This is a genomic window from Blastopirellula retiformator (assembly GCF_007859755.1).
GTDB classification, from domain to species: Bacteria; Planctomycetota; Planctomycetia; order Pirellulales; family Pirellulaceae; genus Blastopirellula; species Blastopirellula retiformator.
Window position 1 is genome coordinate 145526 of record NZ_SJPF01000006.1, and the last position, 21102, is coordinate 166627.

General features: G+C 59.4%; 19 protein-coding genes and 1 tRNA gene. 13 read left to right on the top strand and 7 right to left on the bottom strand.

The features are described from left to right. Positions 1–13: 13 nt before the first annotated feature. A tRNA-Ser gene (locus Enr8_RS22500) sits at positions 14–93 on the bottom strand. A gap of 440 nt (positions 94–533) precedes the next feature. On the opposite strand from Enr8_RS22500, the gene Enr8_RS22505 reads away from it, so the two are divergent. Continuing rightward, complete coding sequence (locus Enr8_RS22505; RefSeq protein ID WP_146436065.1) at positions 534–722, top strand: DUF6800 family protein; 189 nt, start codon at positions 534–536, stop codon at positions 720–722. 95 nt (positions 723–817) lie between these two features. Here Enr8_RS22505 and clpB read toward each other — a convergent pair whose 3' ends face one another. Then, entirely contained in the window at positions 818–3481 is a 2664-nt protein-coding gene (clpB, locus tag Enr8_RS22510; protein ID WP_146436068.1) for an ATP-dependent chaperone ClpB, read from the bottom strand. 218 nt (positions 3482–3699) lie between these two features. Beyond that, positions 3700–5640 carry a molecular chaperone DnaK gene (dnaK, locus tag Enr8_RS22515; RefSeq protein WP_146436070.1) on the bottom strand — a complete coding sequence of 647 codons (1941 nt, stop codon included), beginning with the start codon at positions 5638–5640 and terminating at the stop codon, positions 3700–3702. Positions 5641–5949: 309 nt separating this feature from the next. Here dnaK and pheA point away from each other — a divergent pair, with 309 nt between their 5' ends. Continuing rightward, positions 5950–7044 (top strand): prephenate dehydratase, encoded by a 1095-nt coding sequence (gene pheA, locus Enr8_RS22520; protein ID WP_146436073.1) that lies wholly within the window; start codon positions 5950–5952, stop codon positions 7042–7044. Between the two features lie 628 nt (positions 7045–7672). Here pheA and Enr8_RS22525 read toward each other — a convergent pair. Both Enr8_RS22525 and Enr8_RS22530 read right to left on the bottom strand, forming a co-directional pair. Next, the gene (locus Enr8_RS22525; protein ID WP_146436075.1) at positions 7673–7984 is read right to left on the bottom strand and encodes a hypothetical protein; all 312 of its coding nucleotides are present in this window, start codon (positions 7982–7984) and stop codon (positions 7673–7675) included. Between the two features lie 208 nt (positions 7985–8192). Beyond that, positions 8193–8507, bottom strand: coding sequence for a hypothetical protein (locus tag Enr8_RS22530; protein ID WP_146436077.1), 315 nt, complete (start codon positions 8505–8507; stop codon positions 8193–8195). 285 nt (positions 8508–8792) lie between these two features. On the opposite strand from Enr8_RS22530, the gene tpiA reads away from it, so the two are divergent. From tpiA to Enr8_RS22565, 7 genes are all read left to right on the top strand, one after another. Continuing rightward, positions 8793–9548 carry a triose-phosphate isomerase gene (tpiA, locus tag Enr8_RS22535; protein ID WP_146436079.1) on the top strand — a complete coding sequence of 252 codons (756 nt, stop codon included), beginning with the start codon at positions 8793–8795 and terminating at the stop codon, positions 9546–9548. Between the two features lie 45 nt (positions 9549–9593). Then, positions 9594–10058 (top strand): preprotein translocase subunit SecG, encoded by a 465-nt coding sequence (gene secG / locus Enr8_RS22540; RefSeq protein ID WP_146436081.1) that lies wholly within the window; start codon positions 9594–9596, stop codon positions 10056–10058. A 74-nt stretch (positions 10059–10132) separates the two neighbouring features. Further along, the gene (locus Enr8_RS22545) at positions 10133–11017 is read left to right on the top strand and encodes a YicC/YloC family endoribonuclease (protein ID WP_246120213.1); all 885 of its coding nucleotides are present in this window, start codon (positions 10133–10135) and stop codon (positions 11015–11017) included. Positions 11018–11058: 41 nt separating this feature from the next. Then, the gene (gmk, locus tag Enr8_RS22550) at positions 11059–11655 is read left to right on the top strand and encodes a guanylate kinase (protein ID WP_146436083.1); all 597 of its coding nucleotides are present in this window, start codon (positions 11059–11061) and stop codon (positions 11653–11655) included. Continuing rightward, positions 11652–11912, top strand: a complete 261-nt coding sequence (locus Enr8_RS22555; protein WP_146436086.1) for a DNA-directed RNA polymerase subunit omega — start codon at positions 11652–11654, stop codon at positions 11910–11912. Before gmk ends, Enr8_RS22555 begins: the two co-directional genes overlap by 4 nt. Continuing rightward, positions 11909–12451, top strand: coding sequence for a flavoprotein (locus Enr8_RS22560; RefSeq protein WP_146436088.1), 543 nt, complete (start codon positions 11909–11911; stop codon positions 12449–12451). Before Enr8_RS22555 ends, Enr8_RS22560 begins: the two co-directional genes overlap by 4 nt. A 16-nt stretch (positions 12452–12467) precedes the next feature. Continuing rightward, positions 12468–13097: a phosphopantothenoylcysteine decarboxylase domain-containing protein gene (locus Enr8_RS22565; protein WP_146436090.1), complete on the top strand. Its 630-nt coding sequence runs from the start codon at positions 12468–12470 to the stop codon at positions 13095–13097. A gap of 365 nt (positions 13098–13462) precedes the next feature. On the opposite strand, the gene Enr8_RS22570 is transcribed toward Enr8_RS22565, so the two are convergent. Next, positions 13463–13852, bottom strand: a complete 390-nt coding sequence (locus Enr8_RS22570; RefSeq protein WP_246120214.1) for an acyl-CoA thioesterase — start codon at positions 13850–13852, stop codon at positions 13463–13465. Between the two features lie 123 nt (positions 13853–13975). Here Enr8_RS22570 and Enr8_RS22575 point away from each other — a divergent pair, with 123 nt between their 5' ends. The 3 genes from Enr8_RS22575 (at position 13976) to Enr8_RS22585 (ending at position 17740) form a co-directional block, all read left to right on the top strand. Then, complete coding sequence (locus Enr8_RS22575) at positions 13976–14470, top strand: acetolactate synthase (protein WP_146436094.1); 495 nt, start codon at positions 13976–13978, stop codon at positions 14468–14470. 193 nt (positions 14471–14663) lie between these two features. Further along, a complete protein-coding gene (locus tag Enr8_RS22580; RefSeq protein WP_146436096.1) occupies positions 14664–15443 on the top strand; it encodes an ABC transporter ATP-binding protein in 780 nt (259 codons plus the stop codon). Continuing rightward, positions 15440–17740, top strand: a complete 2301-nt coding sequence (locus Enr8_RS22585) for an ABC transporter permease subunit/CPBP intramembrane protease (RefSeq protein ID WP_146436098.1) — start codon at positions 15440–15442, stop codon at positions 17738–17740. Before Enr8_RS22580 ends, Enr8_RS22585 begins: the two co-directional genes overlap by 4 nt. 37 nt (positions 17741–17777) lie before the next feature. Here Enr8_RS22585 and Enr8_RS22590 read toward each other — a convergent pair whose 3' ends face one another. After that, positions 17778–19109 (bottom strand): HD domain-containing protein, encoded by a 1332-nt coding sequence (locus Enr8_RS22590; protein ID WP_146436100.1) that lies wholly within the window; start codon positions 19107–19109, stop codon positions 17778–17780. 208 nt (positions 19110–19317) lie between these two features. On the opposite strand from Enr8_RS22590, the gene aspS reads away from it, so the two are divergent. Then, the gene (gene aspS / locus Enr8_RS22595; protein ID WP_146436102.1) at positions 19318–21102 is read left to right on the top strand and encodes an aspartate--tRNA ligase; all 1785 of its coding nucleotides are present in this window, start codon (positions 19318–19320) and stop codon (positions 21100–21102) included.

The window sequence follows — 21102 nt, forward strand, 5'->3', positions numbered from 1 at the left end:
GCCGGCGTCAAAGCGGAGGCGGAGGGATTCGAACCCCCAACGGTTGCCCGCGACGGTTTTCAAGACCGCTCCCTAACCATTCGGCTCGCCTCCTAGCTGCCTGTTGAAAAATGCCCTCGTGGCATTTTCCAACCTCGCCAAGTTTAGAGCATAGCTCTTCGTGGCTCGCAAAATAACGATTTACGTCGTTATTTTGGGATCGCATCCCTGCGATCCAGCAGCCCGTTGAGAAAATCAACGGACTGCTAGGGATTTGCGCCAGCGGCCTTATTGGGCTGCTGGGAAGGGTATTAATGTATCGACGGGGCGGCGGTTTGTCAACGCAACCTAGCCGCCCGTAATGGGTTACAGCAGTGGTCCATGGTCGAAGTGGGGGGCTGACGTTAGGACCCCGATTTTGCCCGGCGGTTCGCGATTGGCGGCGGGGGTGATTGAGGGCGGGTTGGTCATTGACGAAAATCGCGTCAATCGGTATCTTGAGTCGTTTACTACGACAACAACTACCACAATATACAGTGTTTTAGGAGAATCACGTGCCGGTTATTAGCGAACGTGGGAAAGAGCTGAAGCGCCGCCGTCATCGCCGTAAGGCCTACACCAAGTTCAAGGCGATCCTCGCCAAGAACCCGTCGGCCGACATGAAGGCCCACATCGCTTCGAAGCTGCGCAAGATGACTCCTTCGGCCGAACTGCTGATCGAAGAATGGAAGCTCCTCAGCTAGTTTGCTGACCGAGCCCACCGCACAAAAAAAAGCCTTGGCGAAACCGCCAAGGCTTTTTTCGTTTTCTTACGCGGCTAGGCCCGCTTGGCCATGGTTTACGCCGGAGCCGCGCTCGGCGCGAACTTCTTGAACTGGAAGGCGTCGTCGACAAAGTCGATCTGCACGCCATCCCCTTCTCCGATGTCCCCACGCAAGATCTCGGTCGCCAGCGCGTTCTGCAATTGGTTTTGAATCACGCGTTTCAGCGGCCGGGCGCCAAACGTCGGGTCGTAACCTTCCGCCGCCAAGGCGTCTTTCGCCTCGGCGGTGATGGCCAGTTCGATTCCGTTCTCCTGCAGTTGCTTCGCCAGGAAGCTGACCTGCAGTTCGACGATATGTCGCAACTGCACCTGCGAGAGAGGCTTGAACACGATCGTCTCGTCGACGCGGTTCAAGAACTCCGGTAGGAAGTGGGTCCGCAAACTGGCCTGAGCCGCTTCGCGGATCTCGTCGTCGGTTCCTCCTTCCGAGGAAATCTGCTGGATCGCCTGACTGCCGATGTTGCTGGTCATCACCACAATCGTGTTGGTGAAGTCGACCGTGTGACCATGGTTGTCGGTCAAACGGCCATCGTCCAGCACTTGCAGCAGGATGTTGAAGACGTCGCGATGCGCCTTCTCGATCTCATCGAGCAGGATCACGCTGTAGGGACGGCGGCGGACCGCTTCGGTCAGCTTGCCCCCTTCTTCGTAGCCGACGTATCCGGGAGGCGCCCCGATCAGCCGGCTCACCGCGTGCCGTTCCATGTACTCGCTCATGTCGATGCGGACCATCGCCTGCTCGTCGTCAAACAGCACTTCGGCCAGCGCCTTGCACAGTTCGGTCTTACCAACCCCAGTGGGACCAAGGAAGATGAACGAACCGATCGGACGATTGCTCGACTGCAAGCCGCTGCGACTACGACGAACCGCGTTGGCGACCGCTTCGACCGCTTCGTCCTGGCCGACGACCCGTTGGTGGAGTCGTTCTTCCAGCACCAGCAGCTTGGCTCGCTCCGATTCGATCATCCGAGTGACCGGGATTCCGGTCCATTGGCTAACCACTTCGGCGATCTCCTCTTCGGTCACCTGTTCGCGAAGCAAACGCCGCTCCGACCTTTTCTCCTCCTTGTTCGCTTCGGAGTTGTCGACTTCGGCGTCGATCCGCGCGGTCAGCGCGTCCCGCTTCTTCTGCAGCTCGAACAGTTGCTGATAGTCGCTTTCCGAGACTGGCGCGCCGCTGGCTTGCTTCTCTTGAATTGCAGCGTGCATTTGCTGGAACTGAAGCTCCAGCTGCGCCAGTTCCTGACGAACCTTTGAGACGTCCCCCATCCCCAGCTTTTCCGCTTCCCACTGCTCACGCAGCGAAGCGAGCTGACGACGCAGGTCGTTCATCTCCGTCTGGATCTCGGCGCGGCGTTCAACGGCCGATTCCTCGGTCTCTTCGGCCAACTGCCGATCGGCCAGCTCTAGCTGCGTTAGCTGGCGCTGGACGACGTCGATCTCGGCCGGCACGCTTTCCAACTCGATCGCCAACCGGCTCGAGGCCTCATCGACCAGGTCGATCGCCTTATCGGGCAGGAATCGATCCGTGATGTAACGATCCGACAGCTTGGCCGCGGCGACCAGCGCCGAGTCCTTAATCTTGATCCCATGATGCGCTTCGTAGCGAGGCTTGAGGCCGCGCAAGATGGCGATGGTATCGTCGACCGACGGTTCATTGACGTAGACCGGCTGGAAACGACGCTCCAGCGCTGCGTCTTTCTCGATGTACTGGCGATACTCGTCGAGCGTCGTCGCTCCGATACAACGGAGCTGACCGCGGGCGAGCGCCGGCTTCAGCAGGTTCGCCGCATCGGCGCCCCCTTCCGCATTGCCCGCCCCGACGACGGTGTGCAGTTCGTCGATGAACAGGACGACGTGACCGTCTGAATCCTGAACTTCCTTCAGGACCGCTTTCAGACGCTCCTCGAACTCGCCACGATACTTGGCGCCAGCGACCAAGGCGCCCATGTCGAGCGCGATGATCCGCTTGTTCTTCAAGCTTTGCGGAACGTCCCCCTGGACGATGCGCAGGGCCAGCCCTTCGGCGATCGCGGTCTTACCGACGCCCGGCTCGCCAATCAGCACCGGGTTGTTTTTGGTGCGGCGCGACAGGACCTGGATCGTCCGGCGAATCTCTTGATCGCGACCGATCACCGGATCGAGCTTACCTTGGTTGGCCCGCTCGACCAGATCGATGCCGTACTTCTCCAACGCCTGGAACGTCGCTTCCGGGTTTTGATCGGTGACGCGCGAACTACCGCGGACCGATTGTAGCGCCGCCAGCACCTCTTTGTCGGTGACGGCGCTGACCTTCAAGATTTCTTGCGCGGCGCTCTTGACGCGGCTCAGCGCCAAGATCAGATGCTCGGTCGACACAAAGTCGTCCTTCATCACATCCGCTTCGCGCTGCGCGGCCTGCAGCACCTGATCAAACTCGGGAGACAGCGCCGGCTGACCAGCGACGCCCGACATTTTCGGCAAGCGTCCTAGTTCGGTCGTCACCAGATCGGTGATCTGGCTACGGTTGGCGCCAATCTTGTCAAACAGAGGTTTCACCACGCCTTCCGCTTCGCGCAACAGCGCCGCCAGCAGATGAAGCGGGGTCAGCTGCGGATTGCCGGCGTCCATGCAGATGGATTGCGCACTTTGCACCGCCTCTTGAGCCTTGAGCGTGAATTTGTCGAAACGTATCGCCATGGTCCTCGCCTCCTGTTATGAAATCTGCGCACACGGGGAGCGCAGCTACTTTTTTTGTACATCAGTCGCGGAGAAAAATCGCCGCGAAAAAGAAACCGCCGCAAATATCAAAGAGCGGCGCTTGCACCGGCGTCGAGAAAGACGTGAAGCCGGCCGTTTGCCGCAAGAATGGCTGGGGACGGAGGTCTCGTCCCCAGCACGTACGTCTTGCTAAGCAATTAGTCTTTCTTCACTTCAAACTCGGCGTCGATCGCATCGTCGTCGCCCTCAGCTCCGGCCGCTTCGGCGCCGCCGGGAGCTTCCGCTCCGGCCGCCCCAGCCGCGTCGGCGCCTTCGTACAACGCTTTGCTGACCGCGTGCGAGGCCGCTTCCAGTTCGCTGATCGCCGACTTGATTGCGTCGACGTCTTCGCCCTTGGCGGCTTCGCGAGTCTTCTCGATCGATTTTTCCAGCGGCTCTTTGTCGCTGTCGGAAAGCTTCTCGCCGTTTTCTTTGATCAGCTTTTCCAGTTGGAAGCACATCGATTCGGCCTGGTTGCGGAGATCGGCCAGTTCACGCTTCCGCTTGTCTTCGGCGGCGTGCTCTTCGGCGTCCTTCTGCATCCGGTTAATCTCCGACTCGGACAAGCCGGACGACTGCTCGATCTTCACGTGCTGCTCTTTGCCGGTGCCGACGTCCTTGGCCGACACGTTCAAGATGCCGTTCTGGTCCAAGTCGAATTTCACTTCGATTTGGGGCATGCCGCGCGGCGCCGGCGGAATACCGTCCAGGTTGAACTGACCGAGCAAGCGGTTGTCTTCCGCCATCGGACGTTCCCCTTGGAACACGCGAATCGTCACGGCCGACTGGTTGTCTTCCGCCGTCGAGAAGGTTTGCTTCTTTTCGGTCGGAATCGTCGTGTTCCGTTCGACCAGCTTGGTGAAGACGCCGTTGAGCGTCTCGATGCCGAGCGACAGCGGAGTCACGTCGAGCAGCAGCACGTCCTTACGATCGCCCGAAAGCACGCTACCCTGAATCGCGGCGCCAGCGGCGACCACTTCATCCGGGTTCACCCCCTTGTGCGGGTCTTTGCCAAAAATCTTTTTGACCATTTCCTGCACTTTGGGAATGCGGGTCGAACCGCCGACCAGCACCACTTCGTCGATCTCGCCCGGCTTCAGGTTGGCGTCGGCCAAGGCCTTTTCGACCGGCACGCGACAACGCTGAATCAGGTTGTCGGTCAGCTCTTCAAACTTCGAGCGGCTGATCGACACCTGCAAGTGCTTCGGCCCCGACGCATCGGCCGTGATAAACGGCAGATTGATGTCGGTTTGCGATTGCGAGCTGAGCTCCTTCTTCGCCTTTTCGCAAGCTTCCTGCAGACGCTGCAGCGCCATCGTGTCTTGACGCAGATCAACGCCGTTTTCCTTCTTGAACTCATCCGCCACAAAGTGGATCAGCTCTTCGTCGAAGTCGTCGCCGCCCAAGTGCGTGTCGCCATTGGTGCTGATCACTTCAAAGACGGTTCGTTCCCCTTCTTCGTCGCCTTCGGGAGGCGAAACTTCGAGGATCGAGATGTCAAACGTACCGCCGCCCAGGTCGAAGACCGCGATCTTTTCGCTCTTCTTCTTCCCCAGACCATAAGCCAGCGCGGCCGCGGTCGGTTCGTTGATGATACGAGCGACTTCCAGACCGGCGATTTGGCCGGCGTCTTTGGTCGCCTGACGTTGGGCGTCGTTGAAGTAAGCCGGAACGGTGATGACCGCCTTGTTGACCTTGTGGCCCAAGTACGATTCAGCCGCCGCCTTCAGCTTTTGCAGAACCTTCGCCGAGATTTCCTGCGGCGTATATTCAGAGTCGCCAATTTTCACTTTGACGTACTCGTCGGAACCGCCTACGACTTCGTAGGGGATCATCTTCTCTTCGGCGTCGACTTCGTTGTGCCGACGACCCATAAAGCGCTTGATCGAGTAGACCGTCTTCTTGGGGTTGGTGACCGCCTGACGACGGGCCGGTTCGCCGACCAGGACATCGCCCTTATCGGTGAAAGCCACGACGCTGGGGGTCAGTCGGTTGCCTTCCGCGTTCGGAATGACTTTGACCTCAGAACCTTCCATGATGGCGACAACCGAGTTGGTCGTCCCCAGGTCGATTCCGATAATCGCTTCGCCTTGTGCCATGATGTTTATTCCTCCTCTTATGATTCGAGGTCGCCCTCGGTTTGCGTCTATTTGGTGGACGAGCAGTAAATACAGCAAGCGTCATGCCAATGACCAAAAAACCAAGCGATGTGAACTTAAGTCCCTTTCAAACAATCACTTACCCAGTCGCCTGCCATTCCGTTTTTGCGGGCCGATGCCAATTTGGCAGCGGAAATTCCCCGCGCGGCAGATGGGGGTTCGCGATCTTCGGCCGTCGATTACGATAGATGCGAACTCGTTTCACGATCGCCGCTTCGGGCGAATCGGCCCCGGCGGAGAACCGACGAAATGTCGAAAAAGAAGAGCGTCAAACGCTCCACTCCGGCTTCCTTGAAACGGGAAGTCGACCAGTTAGATAAAGAATTAGCGACGCTCCTGCAGCAGCGGGCCGACCTGATCAAGGCCGCCACCCAGTTGGAAGCGGAAGGAACCGCCGTCGATTGTCTGGTCGATGACGATCAGCGGATCGAACAACTGGCCGAGAAGAGCCGTGGAAGCCTTCCCCCAGACGAGCTGCGCACCATCTTCCGCGAAATCTTCAGCGGCTGCCGAACCGTGGCGGCTCGACTGAAGGTGGCGTTCCTCGGTCCTGAGTACAGCTACAGCCATCAAGCCGCGATCGAGCGATTTGGTCAAAGTGCCGAACTTGTCCCGGTCGCCACCATCCCCGCCGTCTTTGAAGAGGTGAGCCGCGGCACTTGCCAGTTCGGCCTGGTCCCGGTCGAGAACTCCAGCGACGGCCGGGTGACCGACACGCTTGATATGTTCGCGCGGCAACCGCTGAAGATCTGCGGCGAAGTCCAACTGCGGATTCATCATTGCCTGCTCTCCAAGTGCGACCGGTCCGCGATCCGCGAAGTCTACAGCAAGCCGCAGGCATTGTCGCAATGCCGGAACTGGCTCGCCAAACACTTGCCGCAGGCCCGCGTTTGCGAGATCACTAGCACTGCCGCCGCCGCGCAGTTGGCGACGCAACAAGAGGGCGTCGCCGCGATCGCCAGTCGCGCGGCCGGGGTGAACTATGGCCTGAACTTCGCCGCCGAGAATATCGAAGACAATCCGCGGAACGTTACCCGCTTTGCCGTGATCGGCAACGAGTCTGGCAAGAAGACCGGCGACGACAAGACGGCGATGATGTTCCAGACCGAGCACAAGCCGGGCGCACTTGCCGACGCGATGAACATCTTCAAGCGAAACCGACTGAACCTGACCTGGATCGAATCGTTCCCGGTCTCGGGCGGCGATCAGGAGTACCTCTTCTTCGTCGAGATGGAAGGGCACGAGAGCGAGATGAAAATCCGCCGCGCGATCGCGTCGCTGGAGAAAAAAACAATCCGCTTCGAGGTGCTTGGATCGTTCCGAAAAATGACGCCGACCGACTAGAGCGTTTTTCTGATAGCTGTCGCGTTTCTGGCGGCGGTGAGGCAAGCTGGTCAAGGCGACCGAAGCAGGCGAATCCTCAAGATTCGTCGATGCAGGTCAACGCCGACCAGCGCGGCCACAACCAGCTAGAACGCCAAAGATTGAAGAAAACCGCTCTAGGGCGACGGTGGCCACGCCAGCGATACCAGGCCTGGCGCCGATTTCATGCGATTACGAATGGAGAGAACATTCATGATCAATACTCCTTCTTTAGGTGTAGCGTCAAACGAATCATGACTTCCTTTAAAGTAAAGGGGATGCCAAAAAACGCCGATCGCCGCCCCCAGTGAAGACGCATCCCCCCGAGCGAACCAACGGCCGATGACCCGTCGCTCGGGGTGCAGTTTTCTTAGCTGCCTGTTGAAAAATGCCCTCGTGGCACTTTCCAACCTCGCCAGGCTCCAGAGCATAGCTCTTCGCGGCTCCCAAAATATCGACTTACGTCGTTATTTTGGGATCGCATCCGTGCGATCACGCAGTCCGTCGAGAAAATCAACGGACTGTTAGAGTTGATCGTTTCGTCCGCCGAGTCAGAGAGGCTGAATTCGCCGCCGGGCGGCCTCCCTATCAGTCGCGTTGGACCAACCGCTTACCAGAAGAAGTTGGGATTGGGGTTCACGATCGCGTTCCGTTCTGGATGGTGCTGCCAGTAGGGACCATAGATCGGGCCGTAGCCGCGGTTATAGCCATACTTCGCGCGGGCGAAGATCGGACCACGATAGATCGGGCCGTAGATTCCTTCGCCACCATGCCAGGCGACCTCTTGTTGCGGGGTCGCAACCGACTGGCCGTCGAATAAAGAAGGCGCCGCCAACGCAAAGGTCAAAGCGACCGTCGCGGCGCACAAACAGATGCGACGTCCCCAGGTTTGCAGATGCGGGCGAGCTTGAGCCGCGTTCATATCACTACTCCGTTAGCGTAAGTGGAGATGCGTTGTCCATCGCCTCCAAACGATAGGACCTAGCCATTGCCAGTCGCCGGCGTCCCATTTCAGACGCGATCTCCGCGCAGACTTACTCGCTGGCAAATTTCGACCTCGATGCGCAGACGTTTACGTTTCGTTCGCCTGCGCATCAGGCGACGCATTACCCAATTAGCTTCGGCGAAGCTTACCAGTAAACTTCGGCGTAAGGCGCCACAACCCGACCGCCATAAGGACTTCCGTAGTAAACGGGAGCGACTGGAACGATCGGAACGACGGGAGCATAGTAAGCCCGACGCACTACAGGCCGATAAACCGGCACGACCGGAACAACCGGCGCGTAGTAAGCGCGATAAACCCGGCGACCACGCCAGGCGACATCGCCGCCTTGACCAGACAGACTAGGACCGGCCAAGCAGACCGCGAGCGTCATCACAGAGACGCCCAAGAGAATCCAATGTCCGCACTTTTGAAATGAACGACGCAGCGAGGTCGTGACCATAGCCTGCAACTTTCAAAGAATGAAACGACTGGGAAAACCTTGCGGCCCCAATTAGTCAGCATAGCCCATTAATCCCCCAAACGAACCAATTTGCAATACACGCCACTCCATAGAAGGGTTTTCGCATCTCGGTTTTCGCGGACCCAAGAGGGCTCAAGCCGCGAGAATCCTCCTCTCGACGGCGGGTCTGATGTCGTGCTATATTGATCGATCCGTTCTTGGCGGCTTGCTGTCATTGATCCGATATCACTCGTTGAACCCATCGCTATCCAGAGGACTGCCCCTGTGAGACGACCTTTTATCGCCGGCAATTGGAAGATGAACTCCACCCGAGCCGATGGGATCGCCTTGGTCCAAGGTATCGCGAGCAACCTTCCGGCCGATTGCTCGGTAGAAGTGGCGGTTTGCCCGCCATCGATCTACCTCGACGCGATCGTCTCGGCGGCTGGCGACAGCCCGATCGGCGTCGGCGCCCAAAACATCTACTTTGAGGCCTCCGGCGCTTTCACCGGCGAAGTTTCGGCCGCGATGCTGAAAGACGTAGGCTGCCAGTATGTGATCCTGGGCCATAGCGAACGCCGCCACATCTTTGGCGAAAGCAGCTCGCTGATCAATAAGAAGGTCCATGCGGCCCTGGCCGGCGGCTTGATCCCGATCGTTTGCGTCGGCGAACTGCTGGAAGAACGAGAATCAAACAAAACGGCTGACGTCGTCGCCGAACAGTTCTATGGTTCGCTGGCCGGCGTCTCGGCCGAGCAGATGGAAACCATCGTTCTGGCCTACGAGCCGGTCTGGGCGATCGGCACCGGCAAAGTCGCCACGCCGGAACAAGCCGAAGCGGTTCACGCCGATCTTCGCAAGGTGATCGCCACTCGATACAATTCGGCCGTCGCCGACAAGGTTCGCATCCAATATGGCGGCAGCGTCAAACCGGACAATGCGGCCGAGCTCCTTTCGCAGCCGAACATTGACGGCGCGTTGGTCGGCGGAGCGTCGATGAAGGCCGACAGCTTCCTCGGAATCATCGCGGGCGCCAAGTAACGCAAGTCCAACGCCCGAAACCTGCAACTACTCACGGATCGATCGATGCAATACTTACTCGGATTTGTGCTGAGCGCACTTTCGCTCTTCCTGATCCTGCTGATTCTCGTTCAGCGCGGACGTGGCGGCGGCTTGACCGGCGCCTTGGGCGGTTCCGGCGGCACTAGCGCGTTTGGCGCCAAGGCCGGCGACACCTTCACCAAGGTCACCTCGATCGTAACGCTGGTCTGGATCCTGCTCTGCAGCGTGGCGCTGGCGACGCTGCAAACCGGCGGCGACTCGAAGCTGGAAGGTGGCGGCGCGACGCCGATCACCACCCCGGGCGCACTCGGCACGGCTCCGGCGGATGGCGAAACGCCTGACGCGACTCCCAGCCGCTTTACCCCGGGCGCGGCCGAAGTCGAAAATGAGGACGACATGAAGGCCTTGGATCAGCCGGCCGCCGATGCCCCGATGGCGGAAACTCCCGCCGCGGAAGCTCCGAAGACCGAGGAAAAGCCGGCCGACTAGTCTGGCTCTCCTTGATAACGACCGCCGCGCGTCTGCCGGCGGTCTCGCCGATCCGCTTTGAAAGCGTCCCGCCCGTGCTGCTTAGTATGACAGGCTTTGGCGAATCGCACGCCCAGCTCAACGGCTTGGCAGTGACCGTAGAAGTCCGCGCGGTCAACAACCGTTACTTCAAGCTGAACATCCGGGGCGCCGAAGGTTACGCTTGCTTTGAACCGCAAATCGAGGCGCTGGTTCGCAAGCACGCCAAGCGGGGCACCATCAACGTCAACTATCGAGTCCATCGCGAAGCGAGCGGCGACGACTTCCGCCTGAACGCCGCGGTGCTGAAGAGCTACCTCGAGCAACTGCGCGGCGTCAGCACCCAATTGGGTCTGGCCGAGACGCCCCACTGGGACAGCCTGCTGCAACTGCCCGGCGTGATCGAAGAGAAGAACTCCGAAGCGATCGATGTCGATTCCGATTGGCCGCTGCTCGAGAAAGTGCTGACCGAAGCCCTGACCCGCTTCACGCAGATGCGTCGCGAAGAAGGGAAGGCGATGGCGGCCGACCTGGCGAGCAACTGCCAGGAAATCGCCGCCCAACTGGCGGAAGTCGAGAAGCTGGCCCCGCAGGTCGTCGAGAATTACCGCAGTCGCATTACCGAGCGGCTGAACAAGCTGCTGGAAGAGTTTGACGTGACGACCGACCCGGCTTCGGTGATTCGCGAAGTTGGCGTCTTCGCCGATCGGACCGACATCTCGGAAGAGATCGTCCGGCTGAAGAGTCACCTCGACCAATATGCGTCGATCATGGCCAAAGAAGATTCGGCGGGTCGCAAGCTTGAGTTCCTGACCCAAGAGATGTTCCGTGAGACCAACACGATCGGCTCAAAGGCGAACGATTCGGAGATCGCCCGCCGCGTAGTGGAAATGAAAACGTGCGTCGAACGGATTCGTGAGCAGATACAAAACGTCGAATGAGTTCCGCTACGGCTAAACCGACCTTACCGCGACGGCGCGACATGGCTTCCTCTCGAACCGGCAAACTGGTGATCCTTTCGGGCCCGTCGGGGTCTGGAAAGACAACCGTGGTGCGAGAGTTGCTCGCCCTGGCCGAGCCGAAGCTGGAACTGAGCGTGTCGGCCACAACTCGGCCTCCCCGGGCTGGCGAAGTCGACGGCCGCGACTATCACTTCCTGTCGAGCGAAGAGTTCCACCGCCGCAAAGAGGCGGGCGCCTTCCTCGAAACGTTTGAGGTGTTCGGCAACGGTTACTGGTACGGCACGCTTCGCAGCGAAGTCGAGCGCCGGTTAACGCAGGGAATTTCGGTGTTGCTGGAGATTGACGTCGACGGCGCCTTGGAAATCGTTAAGCAATTTCCGGCCGCGGTCACTATCTTCCTGAGCCCTGGCAGCTTGGAAGAGCTGGAACGTCGGCTACGTGGTCGCGCCACCGAACCGGAAGAAACGATTCAACGTCGCCTGGCCGCCGCCAAACGCGAGCTGGCCGCGATGGGCCAATACAAATATCAGATTGTCAACGACGTCGGCGCCGTGAACGAAACGGTTCAGCGACTGGCCGAGGTGATTCAAAACGATTCGGGAGACGATGCGCTATGATGGAAGAACTGAAAGAAGAATACATCATCAACAAAGTCGGCGGTCGCTTTAAGCTTTCGACGCTGATCCAGAAGCGACTGGTCGCGCTGAACGCCGGCAGCCGCCCTCTGGTCGACATCCCCAGCGACAACAAGATGGAAATCGTGCTCGAAGAGATCAAGCAGGATAAGATCCATCTCGACATGTCGAACGAAGTCCGCATCACCGGTGAAGGTGACGGCGGTCAATTCTTCGACGACTTCGGCAGCGATCTATGAGCAACCGCTGCGTAGCGATCGGAGTTACCGGAGGCGTCGCCGCTTACAAAACGGCGATGCTGGTCAGCCGGCTGGTGCAGTCGGACGTCGAGGTAACGACCGTTTTAACTACCGCAGCGACCAAGTTTATCGGCGCGGCGACCTTCGCCGCGCTGACCGGCAAACCGCCGGCTCTCGACCCGTTTGACCCGCACTATCCGCTTGGCGCCCATATCGAAATCGCCAAGTCGGTCGACCTGCTTTGCATTGCGCCCGCCTCGGCCAACTTTCTGGCGAAGACCGCTCATGGCGCCGCGGACGACTTGCTGAGCACGATCTACCTGGCGTTTACCGGTCCGGTGCTGATGGCCCCGGCGATGAATGTCGAGATGTGGTCCAAGCCGTCGGTCCAGCGGAACGTGGCGCAACTGGTGGACGATGGAGTCGAAATGATCGGCCCCGGCTCTGGCTGGCTCAGTTGTCGCGATCAAGGCGCCGGTCGCATGTCGGAGCCGGATGAAATCTTCGCCGCGATTCAAACTCGCCTGGCGACTCTCTAATAAAGCAGGGGCGAACATGGCCCAAATTCTGATTACCTCGGGTCCGACACGGCAGTACATCGATCCGGTTCGCTACATGACCAACGGCTCCAGCGGGCGCATGGGCGCTTCGCTGGCCGCCGCCACCATCGCCGCCGGTCACGACGTCACGATCATCTCGGGACCGGTTCAGGTCGACTACCCGATCGAAGCCCGGGTTATTCCGGTCGTCACGACCGAAGAAATGCTGGCCGCGTGCGAGCAAGAGTTCCCCAACTGCGATGGCCTGATCGGGGTCGCTGCGCCGTGCGACTATCGCCCCAAGCGGGTCGAAGGGCACAAGATTGCCAAGACTGGCGAGCCAATCACGCTGCACCTGATCGAGACGCCCGACGTCGTCGCCACGATGGGCGCGCAAAAGAAGTCGGACCAGTGGGTCGTCGGCTTTGCGCTGGAGACTGAAGACGCCCGGTTTCGCGCGCTGGTGAAGCTCGAAAAGAAGAACTGCGACCTGATCGTCTTGAACGGCCCCGAAGCGATGAACGCCGCCGAGAACCAGGTCGAAATCCTCGACCGCGCCGGCACGTCGGTCGCGCTGCTCGCCGGCCGCAAAGAAGAAGTCGCCGCCGGAATCATGGCGGCGATTGCGTCGAAGCTGATGAAGTAGCCTCATCACCGGTTAGCCGCGATAGCTCTCGCTATCGGGGCCGACGAAGTCGGCAGGAAGCATCAATCCGCGGCCTGGAGAAAGCCGGAGGAAACCAAGTACGCTACGTTTGTAGCAGTGGCTGGCGGCCCTACCTGCCTGTTGAAAAATGCCATCGTGGCATTTTCCAACCTCGCCAGGCTCAGAGCGTAGCTCTTCGCGGCTCGCAAAATAACGACTTACGTCGCTATTTTGGGATCGCATCCATATGCGATCACGCAGTCCGTCGAGAAAATCAACGGACTGCTACGCTACGCACTTGGCCTTGATGGCTCCTGCGGCTGCGCCGCCCCGATAGCGAGAGCCTATCGGGGCAACCCGATTTTCTATTCCGGCGGGCACAGGCGTTTCGGGATCGGTCGTGGCTTCCCTGCTTTATCGACGCACGCTAACAGGGTTCGGCCGGTGGCGATGATCTCGTCGTCGCGGCGGACCTCGTAACGGTTCTCGATCCGTACCCCTTTGGCCCGGGTCGTTTCGACCGAGACGCAGAGCAGATCGTCGAAGACGGCCGGCGCCTTGTATTTGCATTCCGCCTCGGCGACCACCAAAAACAGCCCCGACTCTTCCATCTCGCGGTAGCTAAAGCCCAGCTCCCGCAGCATTTCGGTCCGGACGACCTCGAAATACGTGATATAGTTCGCGTGGTGGACTCGCGCTTGGGCGTCCGTTTCCTGGTACCGGACGCGGATGTGCATTTCGTACTTCGTGATCACGACCACTCCGCTGGGCTATCTTTAAGTTGACCGAAGGTCAAGCGTATTCTATAGTTAGGGAAATTGAAAGGCGTCACTCGCCTCCGCTTAAGCGGAGGCGCATCTCTCGACGAAAGGATGTCCATGAGCACTGGCGGCGAATCTGGTACAGATTATTTGACCATGCGCGGACGAGACTACCCCTCTTTGCGCCAATTCACGGTCTTTCTCGAAAACCGCGTCGGGCAGTTGTTGGAAATCGTGCGACGCTTTGAAGGCTCGAACGTTCGCATCGTCGCCCTGTCGATCAATGACGCGACCGAATGTGCGTTCGTCCGCTTTCTGTTGAGCGATCCGGAACAAGGTCGCGAGATCTTGGAACGGGCCGGGCTGGCGCTGATCGAAAGCGACCTGATCGGAATCGAGCTTCCCACTGGTCCACAGCCTCTGCTGCGAGTCTGCACCGCCTTGCTGCAAGCCGAAGTGAACATCGTCCAGGCCTATCCACTGCTCAACACGCCGAACGATCGTCCTGCGGTAGCGCTGATGACCGACAACATCGAAATGGCGATGGAGACGTTGTCCAGGAAAAATTTCCACATTCTGACCGAGAATGACCTGAAGTTCAACGACGAATAATTCGACTCATTCGCGCCAATCCGCACGATCGAAATGATCGCGGACAAAGCGCGACTCTCTTCGCATCTTGGTCTCCGCCGGCCCCATTCGGGCCCTCGCATCATTTAGAATAAACTGCACAATGAGGGATATCGCCGATCCCAGGTTCGCCCGTTTGGCAAGCCGCAGACGCTCCCCTTTCGTCTGGTCGTAAATGATTCACGTTCGCGAACTTGTCAAAGCTTACGACGATCTCCGCCGCGGCAAATTTGTGGCGGTTGATCACGTTAGCCTGTTCGCGATGCCAGGCCAAATCTATGGCCTGTTGGGGCCCAACGGCGCCGGCAAAACGACGGTCCTGCGCATTCTCAGCACCGTCCTCAAGCCCACCAGCGGATCCGTTCAGGTCAACGGCTACGATGTCGTAATGGAGCCCGCCATGGTCCGCCGTCAGATTGGCTTCGTCTCGACCAATACCGCCGTTTACGAGCGGATGACCGCCTGGGAGACGGTCGAGTACTTCGGTCGCCTATACGGGATCGAAAAGGATCAGCTCGACGAGAGAATGAACACGATCTTCCGCCGCCTGCGGATGGACGAGATGCGCGACGTGCTGGGGTCGAAGATGTCGACCGGCATGAAGCAAAAGGTCTCGATTGCGCGAGCGATCGTCCATGATCCCCCAGTACTGGTGTTCGACGAACCAACGCTGGGGCTCGACGTCTTTGTCGGCCGCGCCTTGCTGCAGATCATCGCCGAACTGCGTGAGCAAGGGAAATGCATAATCTTCTCGTCCCACATCATGCGGGAAGTCGAGAAGCTCTGCGACCAGGTCGCAATCATGTACAAAGGAAAAATCCTGGCCGAGGGTTCCCAGGCCGAGTTGCGCGATCGCTACTCGCAGCCTGACCTGGAAGAAATCTTCTTCCACCTCATCGGCGAGCCGGAAGATATGGCCGACTATGCGGGGGCCGAGCAGAGCGAAAACGCATGAGTTGGTCCAACATCAAACTGATCCTGTTTCGCGAACTCCGCGATCAAATGCGCGATCGCCGGACGTTGTTCTCGATCGTCATCTTGCCGGTGCTGCTCTATCCGCTGATGGGGCTGTTGGTGATGCAGGTGATGCAGTTCCGCCAACAAAACCCGGCGCGATTGCAGATCATCGGGGCGGCCGAAATCCCTGACTCTCCGCCGCTGCTGGAGGGTGAAAACTTCTCGGCCGAATTGATGCAGAAAGACTGGTCGCCGGAGATGTTCGAGATCAACATTCTCGAGGCGACGATGGATCCCGATGTGGTCCGGCAGTCGGCGCAAGACGCCATCACCGAAGGCGAGTTCGACGCGCTAATCTACTTCCCGCAAGGCTTCGCCGAGCGGGTCAAACAGTTCCAAGAGCATGTCAAGGACGACAACAAGGCGACGCCTGCCGAGAAAGCGGCCGAGTTTCCTCAGCCGCAGATCTTCGTCAACTCAGCCCGCGAAAAGTCGCTGGTCGCCCGGGATCGCTTTTGGACGATTCTGATGCGGTGGCGCGACGATGTGATCGAACAAAACCTAGCGGCGCATGACGTTCCGCCCGAAGCGACCAACCCGTTTACGGTCGACGAAGTCGATCTGTCGGACGAGCCGGAACGCCGCTCGTTCCTCTGGTCGAAGATCTTCCCCTTTATTGTCGTCGTCTGGGCGCTGACCGGCGCCTTTTACCCGGCGATCGACCTGTGTGCCGGCGAAAAAGAACGAGGCACGCTCGAAACGCTCCTCTCTAGCCCTGCCCTGCGATCCGAAATCGTCGGCGGCAAACTGCTGGCGATCATGACCTTCAGCATCGCCACATCGCTGCTCAATCTCGCCAGTATGGGGATGACCGCGACGTTGGTGATGGGCCAACTGAGCGCGGCCGGCGCCGCTGGTCGACTTAACTTTGGCCCGCCGCCCATTTGGTCGGTCGGCTGGTTGTTGCTGGCGTTGATTCCGATGGCGGCCCTGTTTAGCGCTTTGGCGCTGGCGGTGGCGGCGCTCGCTCGCAGTAGCAAGGAAGGTCAGTATTACCTGTTGCCGCTGCTGATGGTCAACTTGCCGCTGGTGATCCTGCCGATTCTTCCGTCGGTCGAGATCAGCGTCGCCAATAGCTTGATCCCGGTGACCGGCGTCTTGCTGCTGATGAAGACGCTGATGGAAGGAAATTACCACGACGCATTGATCTACGCCCCGATTGTGATCCTGGTCACGTCAATCTGCATCTGGCTCGCAATCCGCTGGGCGATCGATCAGTTTAATAATGAGTCGGTGCTGTTCAGCGAAAACGAACGGTTCGATCTGAAGCTGTGGTTGATTCACCTGTATCGCGATCGCAATCCAACGCCGCTCGCCGGCAGCGCCGTGCTGGCCGGGCTGCTGATCTTGATGGTCCGCTATTTCGCCAGTCCGCTGTTCACGCTGCCGACGACCGGCAGCGGTTTCGTGATGTACATCGTGGCGATCCAGTTTCTGACGATCTTGCTGCCTGTGTTAGCGCTGGCAGCGTTGTTGGCTCGCAGTTGGCGCGAGACCTTCCTATTGAAGCTGCCTCACGTGCTGACGATTCCGGCCGCTGTCCTGTTGGCGTTTGCGGTCCACCCTTTCTCGATCATGCTTGGCTCGTGGGTTCGGAGTCAATTTCCGGTCGACGAACAGACGACGCAACAGTTACAAGACCTGCTAACGCCGGCGCTGGAAGGTTTGCCCTTTGTCGTCGTGATCTTGCTGATGGCGGCCTTGCCGGCGGTTTGCGAGGAGTTCGCGTTCCGCGGGTTTATCCTGTCAGGCTTGCGGCATATGGGTCACAAATGGGGCGCGATTATTATCTCGGCGCTCTTCTTTGGAGCGACGCATGGAATGCTGCAGCAATCGATCACGGCAACGGTGGTCGGCGTTCTGGTCGGCTTCCTCGCGGTGCAATCGCGCAGCCTGTTCGCCTGCATGGCGTATCACGTGACCCACAACAGCCTGGCGATTGGCATGACGGCGCTGCGAGCCGAAGGGGTGGAAGATTCTCATTGGCTCTCGTTCATCTTCAAACCGACGCCGCCAGAATCGGAATTGGTGCTGGCCGAGGTGGTGAACGACGCCTTCCCGTACCAACCCTATCTGGTCGGAACGGCAGCCATCGGCCTGGTGCTCTTGATCTATTACTTCACTACGCTACCAGCTGGCTTATCGGAAGAAGAACGCTTGCAGAAGGCGCTCACCCGCCAGCCATCAGAGACCGCCGCGACGCGACCCGCTTCCAAAGATCCCAGCCAATCGTAAACGCAAGCCGAAGGAGTGCGTTCCTCCGCTTTTCTCCCTAGTCGATCGCTTCGATGGCGTCGGCCAGCAGCTCTTCTAGATTCTTGATCTTCCGCAGGTCGTCGATGATCGCGGGATGGGCGAAGACGCGAACCTTTTTCACGTAATCGTCAAACTGCCGTTTGGCCAGCGTTTCGACCATCGGTGAGACCTGCCCCAGCATGCGGTACTGGTCGAGCTTGGGCGTGAAGATCTCGATGTTGAACTGCACTTCCAGCTTGATCGGCGGGGCGTCGATCAAGATTTCGTGCGGGGCGATCCGGCGGGTCATGGTGGTGCTTAAGCGATTCGCCAGTTCGGCCGACAGTCGCTCGAGCCAGGCATACGGACGCCGCGCGATCAAATCGTAGAACTCGGGGCTCTCGACAAAGCTGTATTCCAAGAGCCGTTTGTAAACGCGTCGCACCGGGCCGAACAAACCGAACAGCAAGTCCCGGGCAGGTCCATTCCCCGCCGCGGCTCGCATCGAGGCGACCATCGGCAACTCGACCTGCCGGAAGAGCGAATCCAAATCAAGCTGATCGTGCAGCATGTAGAACGCCCGCTGGAACATCGCCGTCGCCGAACGAACCGCATGATGCCAGTAAACCTCGCTGAACATCACATACCTGGCGAAGACCATCATCTCGGCGGCGGTCTTCCCTTTGTTGGTCAGCGCCAGTCCGGTTCCTGCTTGATTCAGACAAAGACTGCCGACCAGTCGCTGTTGGTCAAAATTCATGCCGTACGGCACGCCGGCATGCAGACTATCGCGGCGGAGATAGTCCATCTTGTCGACGTCGATCGGCCCCGAGAGGATGCTCTGCAGCACCTGCGTCTTCTTGTTCCGCGGCTTCTCTGACAACAGCGCAACGACGTCGCGGGGATTGATCTGCCAATCGTCGCGCAAACAGTCGGCGATTTCCCCTTCCAGCAAGAAGCTATTGGCGAACATCTCGTGCTGCGGCACGTTGGTCAGCCGCAGGTCTTCGATCGGATGACAAAAGGGCCAATGCCCCAGGTCATGCAGCAGCGCCGCAACGATCAGCAATTCGGCGTCGGCCGGCGTGATGATCTCGGCGAACCGCTCGTCATGGGCCAGCTGCTGCAGATAGAGCAGCGCCGTGCGATAGACGCCGAGCGAATGCTCGAACCGCGTATGGTTGGCGGCCGGGTAGACCAGCGAAACCAGCCCCAATTGGCTGATTTGTTGTAAGCGGCGGAACTCAGGCGAGTCAATTAATTGCCGAACCCGCGACGATAGCGGGACGTCCATCTCGGGGGGAATGCGGACGACCTGGCGTTTAACGTTCAGCCCGGCGACTTCGGGGATGTGCAAAATATCGGTCATTCGCTGGGTATACCCCGTTTTCGGCCAACTGGAAAGGCGACCCGCCGAAACCGCTCAAGTTGCACAAACGGCCGTTTCCGCGAAATTTAACGTTGGTTCGGCCGCCATTGGGGGTTTCGCTTCATAAGGGGAACCTTTGCGCATGGGCCCCGTGCGTCTAGAATACGTGATTTCCCCCCCACCGGCAGCCCATATTCGGGAATCTCCTGTGTTACGAACGCATACCTGCGGCGAGCTACGTTCCGCTCAGATCGGCCTTGAAGTTACTTTGTGCGGCTGGGTCGACAGCTATCGCGACCATGGCGGCGGTCTCTTCATCGACCTGCGCGATCGCTACGGCAAGACCCAGGTCGTTTTCAGCCCCGAAAGTGGCGCCGCCGTGCAAGAGGCTTCCCGCGGTTTGCGTTGTGAAGACGTGATCCAAGTCCGCGGCACGCTGCACGCTCGCCCCGAAGGGACCGTCAACCCGAAGCTGATCACCGGTGAGATCGAGCTCCGCTGCGTTGAGCTGGTCATTCTGAACAAATGCAAGACGCCGCCGTTCTTGCCGACCCAACAAGAGCTGCCCAGCGAAGACCTCCGCCTGAAGCACCGCTATCTCGATCTGCGGCGTCCGGCGATGCAGGAAACGCTGTTGCTCCGCAGCCGCATCATCAAAATGATGCGCGACTATTTTGAAGAACACCAATTCATCGACGTCGAGACCCCGATTCTCGGCCGCAGCACGCCCGAAGGAGCCCGCGACTACCTGGTGCCCAGCCGCGTGCATCATGGTCAATTTTACGCCCTGCCGCAGTCGCCGCAGCTCTACAAGCAGATCTTGATGATGGCCGGCTACGACCGCTACGTGCAGGTCGCCCGCTGTTTCCGCGACGAAGACCTGCGAGCCGATCGCCAGCCCGAGTTCACCCAGCTCGACGTCGAGATGGCGTTCGTCGACAAAGACGACGTCATCGGCATCATCGACGGCCTGGTCCAAAAGACCGCCAAAGAGCTGAAGGGGCTCGACGTGCAGTTGCCGCTGCCGCAGATGACCTTTGACGAAGCGATGGAACGTTACGGCCACGACGCCCCCGACCTTCGCTTTGGCATGGAGCTGATCGACGCCACCGATCTGGCCGGCGAGTGCGACTTCCGCGTCTTCAAGTCGGTCGCCGACGCCGGCAATCGCGTTCGCGGCATCAACGCCAAAGGCGCGGCCGACAAGTACTCTCGCCGTCTGATCGATGAGCTGACCGAGTTCGTCTCGAACGACTTTGGCGCCAAGGGTCTCGCCTGGTTCAAGTGCGAAGCGGACGGCAAGCTCGCCTCGCCGATCGCCAAGCAGTTCAGCGAAGAGATGCTGGACAAGTTCAAAGAACGGTTCGACGCCGAGCCGGGCGACTTGATCCTGATCGTCGCCGACAAATTCAGCGTCACCTGCAAAGCGCTGTACGCGCTACGGAAGCGTCTGGGCTCCGAGCTGAAGCTGTACGATCCGAAGGCGATGCACTTCTCCTGGATCGTCGAGTTCCCGATGTTCGAGCACGACGAAGAGGAAGATCGCTGGGTCGCCATGCATCACCCCTTCACCGCTCCCCGGCCGCAAGACCTGGAACACCTCGGCAGCGATCCCGGCAAGTGCCGTGCAGTCGCCTATGACCTGGTGATCAACGGCAGCGAAGCAGGCGGCGGTACGATCCGTATCCACGACAACAAGGTGCAGCAGCAGGTCTTTGGCCTGCTCGGCATGTCGGAAGAAGACGCCGATGAGCGGTTCGGCTTCTTGCTCGACGCCCTGCAGTATGGCGCTCCGCCGCATGGCGGCATCGCGCTGGGGATCGATCGCTGGGTGATGCTATTCGGCGGGCTCGACAACATCCGCGACTGCATCGCGTTCCCGAAGACGCAGCGAGCCGCCGACCTGATGACCGACGCCCCCGGCGAAGTCGATCGCAAGCAGCTAGAAGAGCTGGCGATCAAAATCTTGCGTCAAGACGAACTGAAGAAGTAG

What these genes read in the sequence shown, in the direction of transcription:
- Enr8_RS22575 (WP_146436094.1), top strand. Translation starts at nt 13,976, where the DNA reads ATGAGCACTGGCGGCGAATCTGGTACAGATTATTTGACCATGCGCGGA.
- Enr8_RS22580 (WP_146436096.1), top strand. Translation starts at nt 14,664, where the DNA reads ATGATTCACGTTCGCGAACTTGTCAAAGCTTACGACGATCTCCGCCGC.
- Enr8_RS22560 (WP_146436088.1), top strand. Translation starts at nt 11,909, where the DNA reads ATGAGCAACCGCTGCGTAGCGATCGGAGTTACCGGAGGCGTCGCCGCT.
- Enr8_RS22565 (WP_146436090.1), top strand. Translation starts at nt 12,468, where the DNA reads ATGGCCCAAATTCTGATTACCTCGGGTCCGACACGGCAGTACATCGAT.
- clpB (WP_146436068.1), bottom strand. Translation starts at nt 3,481, where the DNA reads ATGGCGATACGTTTCGACAAATTCACGCTCAAGGCTCAAGAGGCGGTG.
- Enr8_RS22555 (WP_146436086.1), top strand. Translation starts at nt 11,652, where the DNA reads ATGATGGAAGAACTGAAAGAAGAATACATCATCAACAAAGTCGGCGGT.
- gmk (WP_146436083.1), top strand. Translation starts at nt 11,059, where the DNA reads ATGGCTTCCTCTCGAACCGGCAAACTGGTGATCCTTTCGGGCCCGTCG.
- Enr8_RS22525 (WP_146436075.1), bottom strand. Translation starts at nt 7,984, where the DNA reads ATGAACGCGGCTCAAGCTCGCCCGCATCTGCAAACCTGGGGACGTCGC.
- Enr8_RS22585 (WP_146436098.1), top strand. Translation starts at nt 15,440, where the DNA reads ATGAGTTGGTCCAACATCAAACTGATCCTGTTTCGCGAACTCCGCGAT.
- pheA (WP_146436073.1), top strand. Translation starts at nt 5,950, where the DNA reads ATGTCGAAAAAGAAGAGCGTCAAACGCTCCACTCCGGCTTCCTTGAAA.
- secG (WP_146436081.1), top strand. Translation starts at nt 9,594, where the DNA reads ATGCAATACTTACTCGGATTTGTGCTGAGCGCACTTTCGCTCTTCCTG.
- Enr8_RS22590 (WP_146436100.1), bottom strand. Translation starts at nt 19,109, where the DNA reads ATGACCGATATTTTGCACATCCCCGAAGTCGCCGGGCTGAACGTTAAA.
- dnaK (WP_146436070.1), bottom strand. Translation starts at nt 5,640, where the DNA reads ATGGCACAAGGCGAAGCGATTATCGGAATCGACCTGGGGACGACCAAC.
- Enr8_RS22530 (WP_146436077.1), bottom strand. Translation starts at nt 8,507, where the DNA reads ATGGTCACGACCTCGCTGCGTCGTTCATTTCAAAAGTGCGGACATTGG.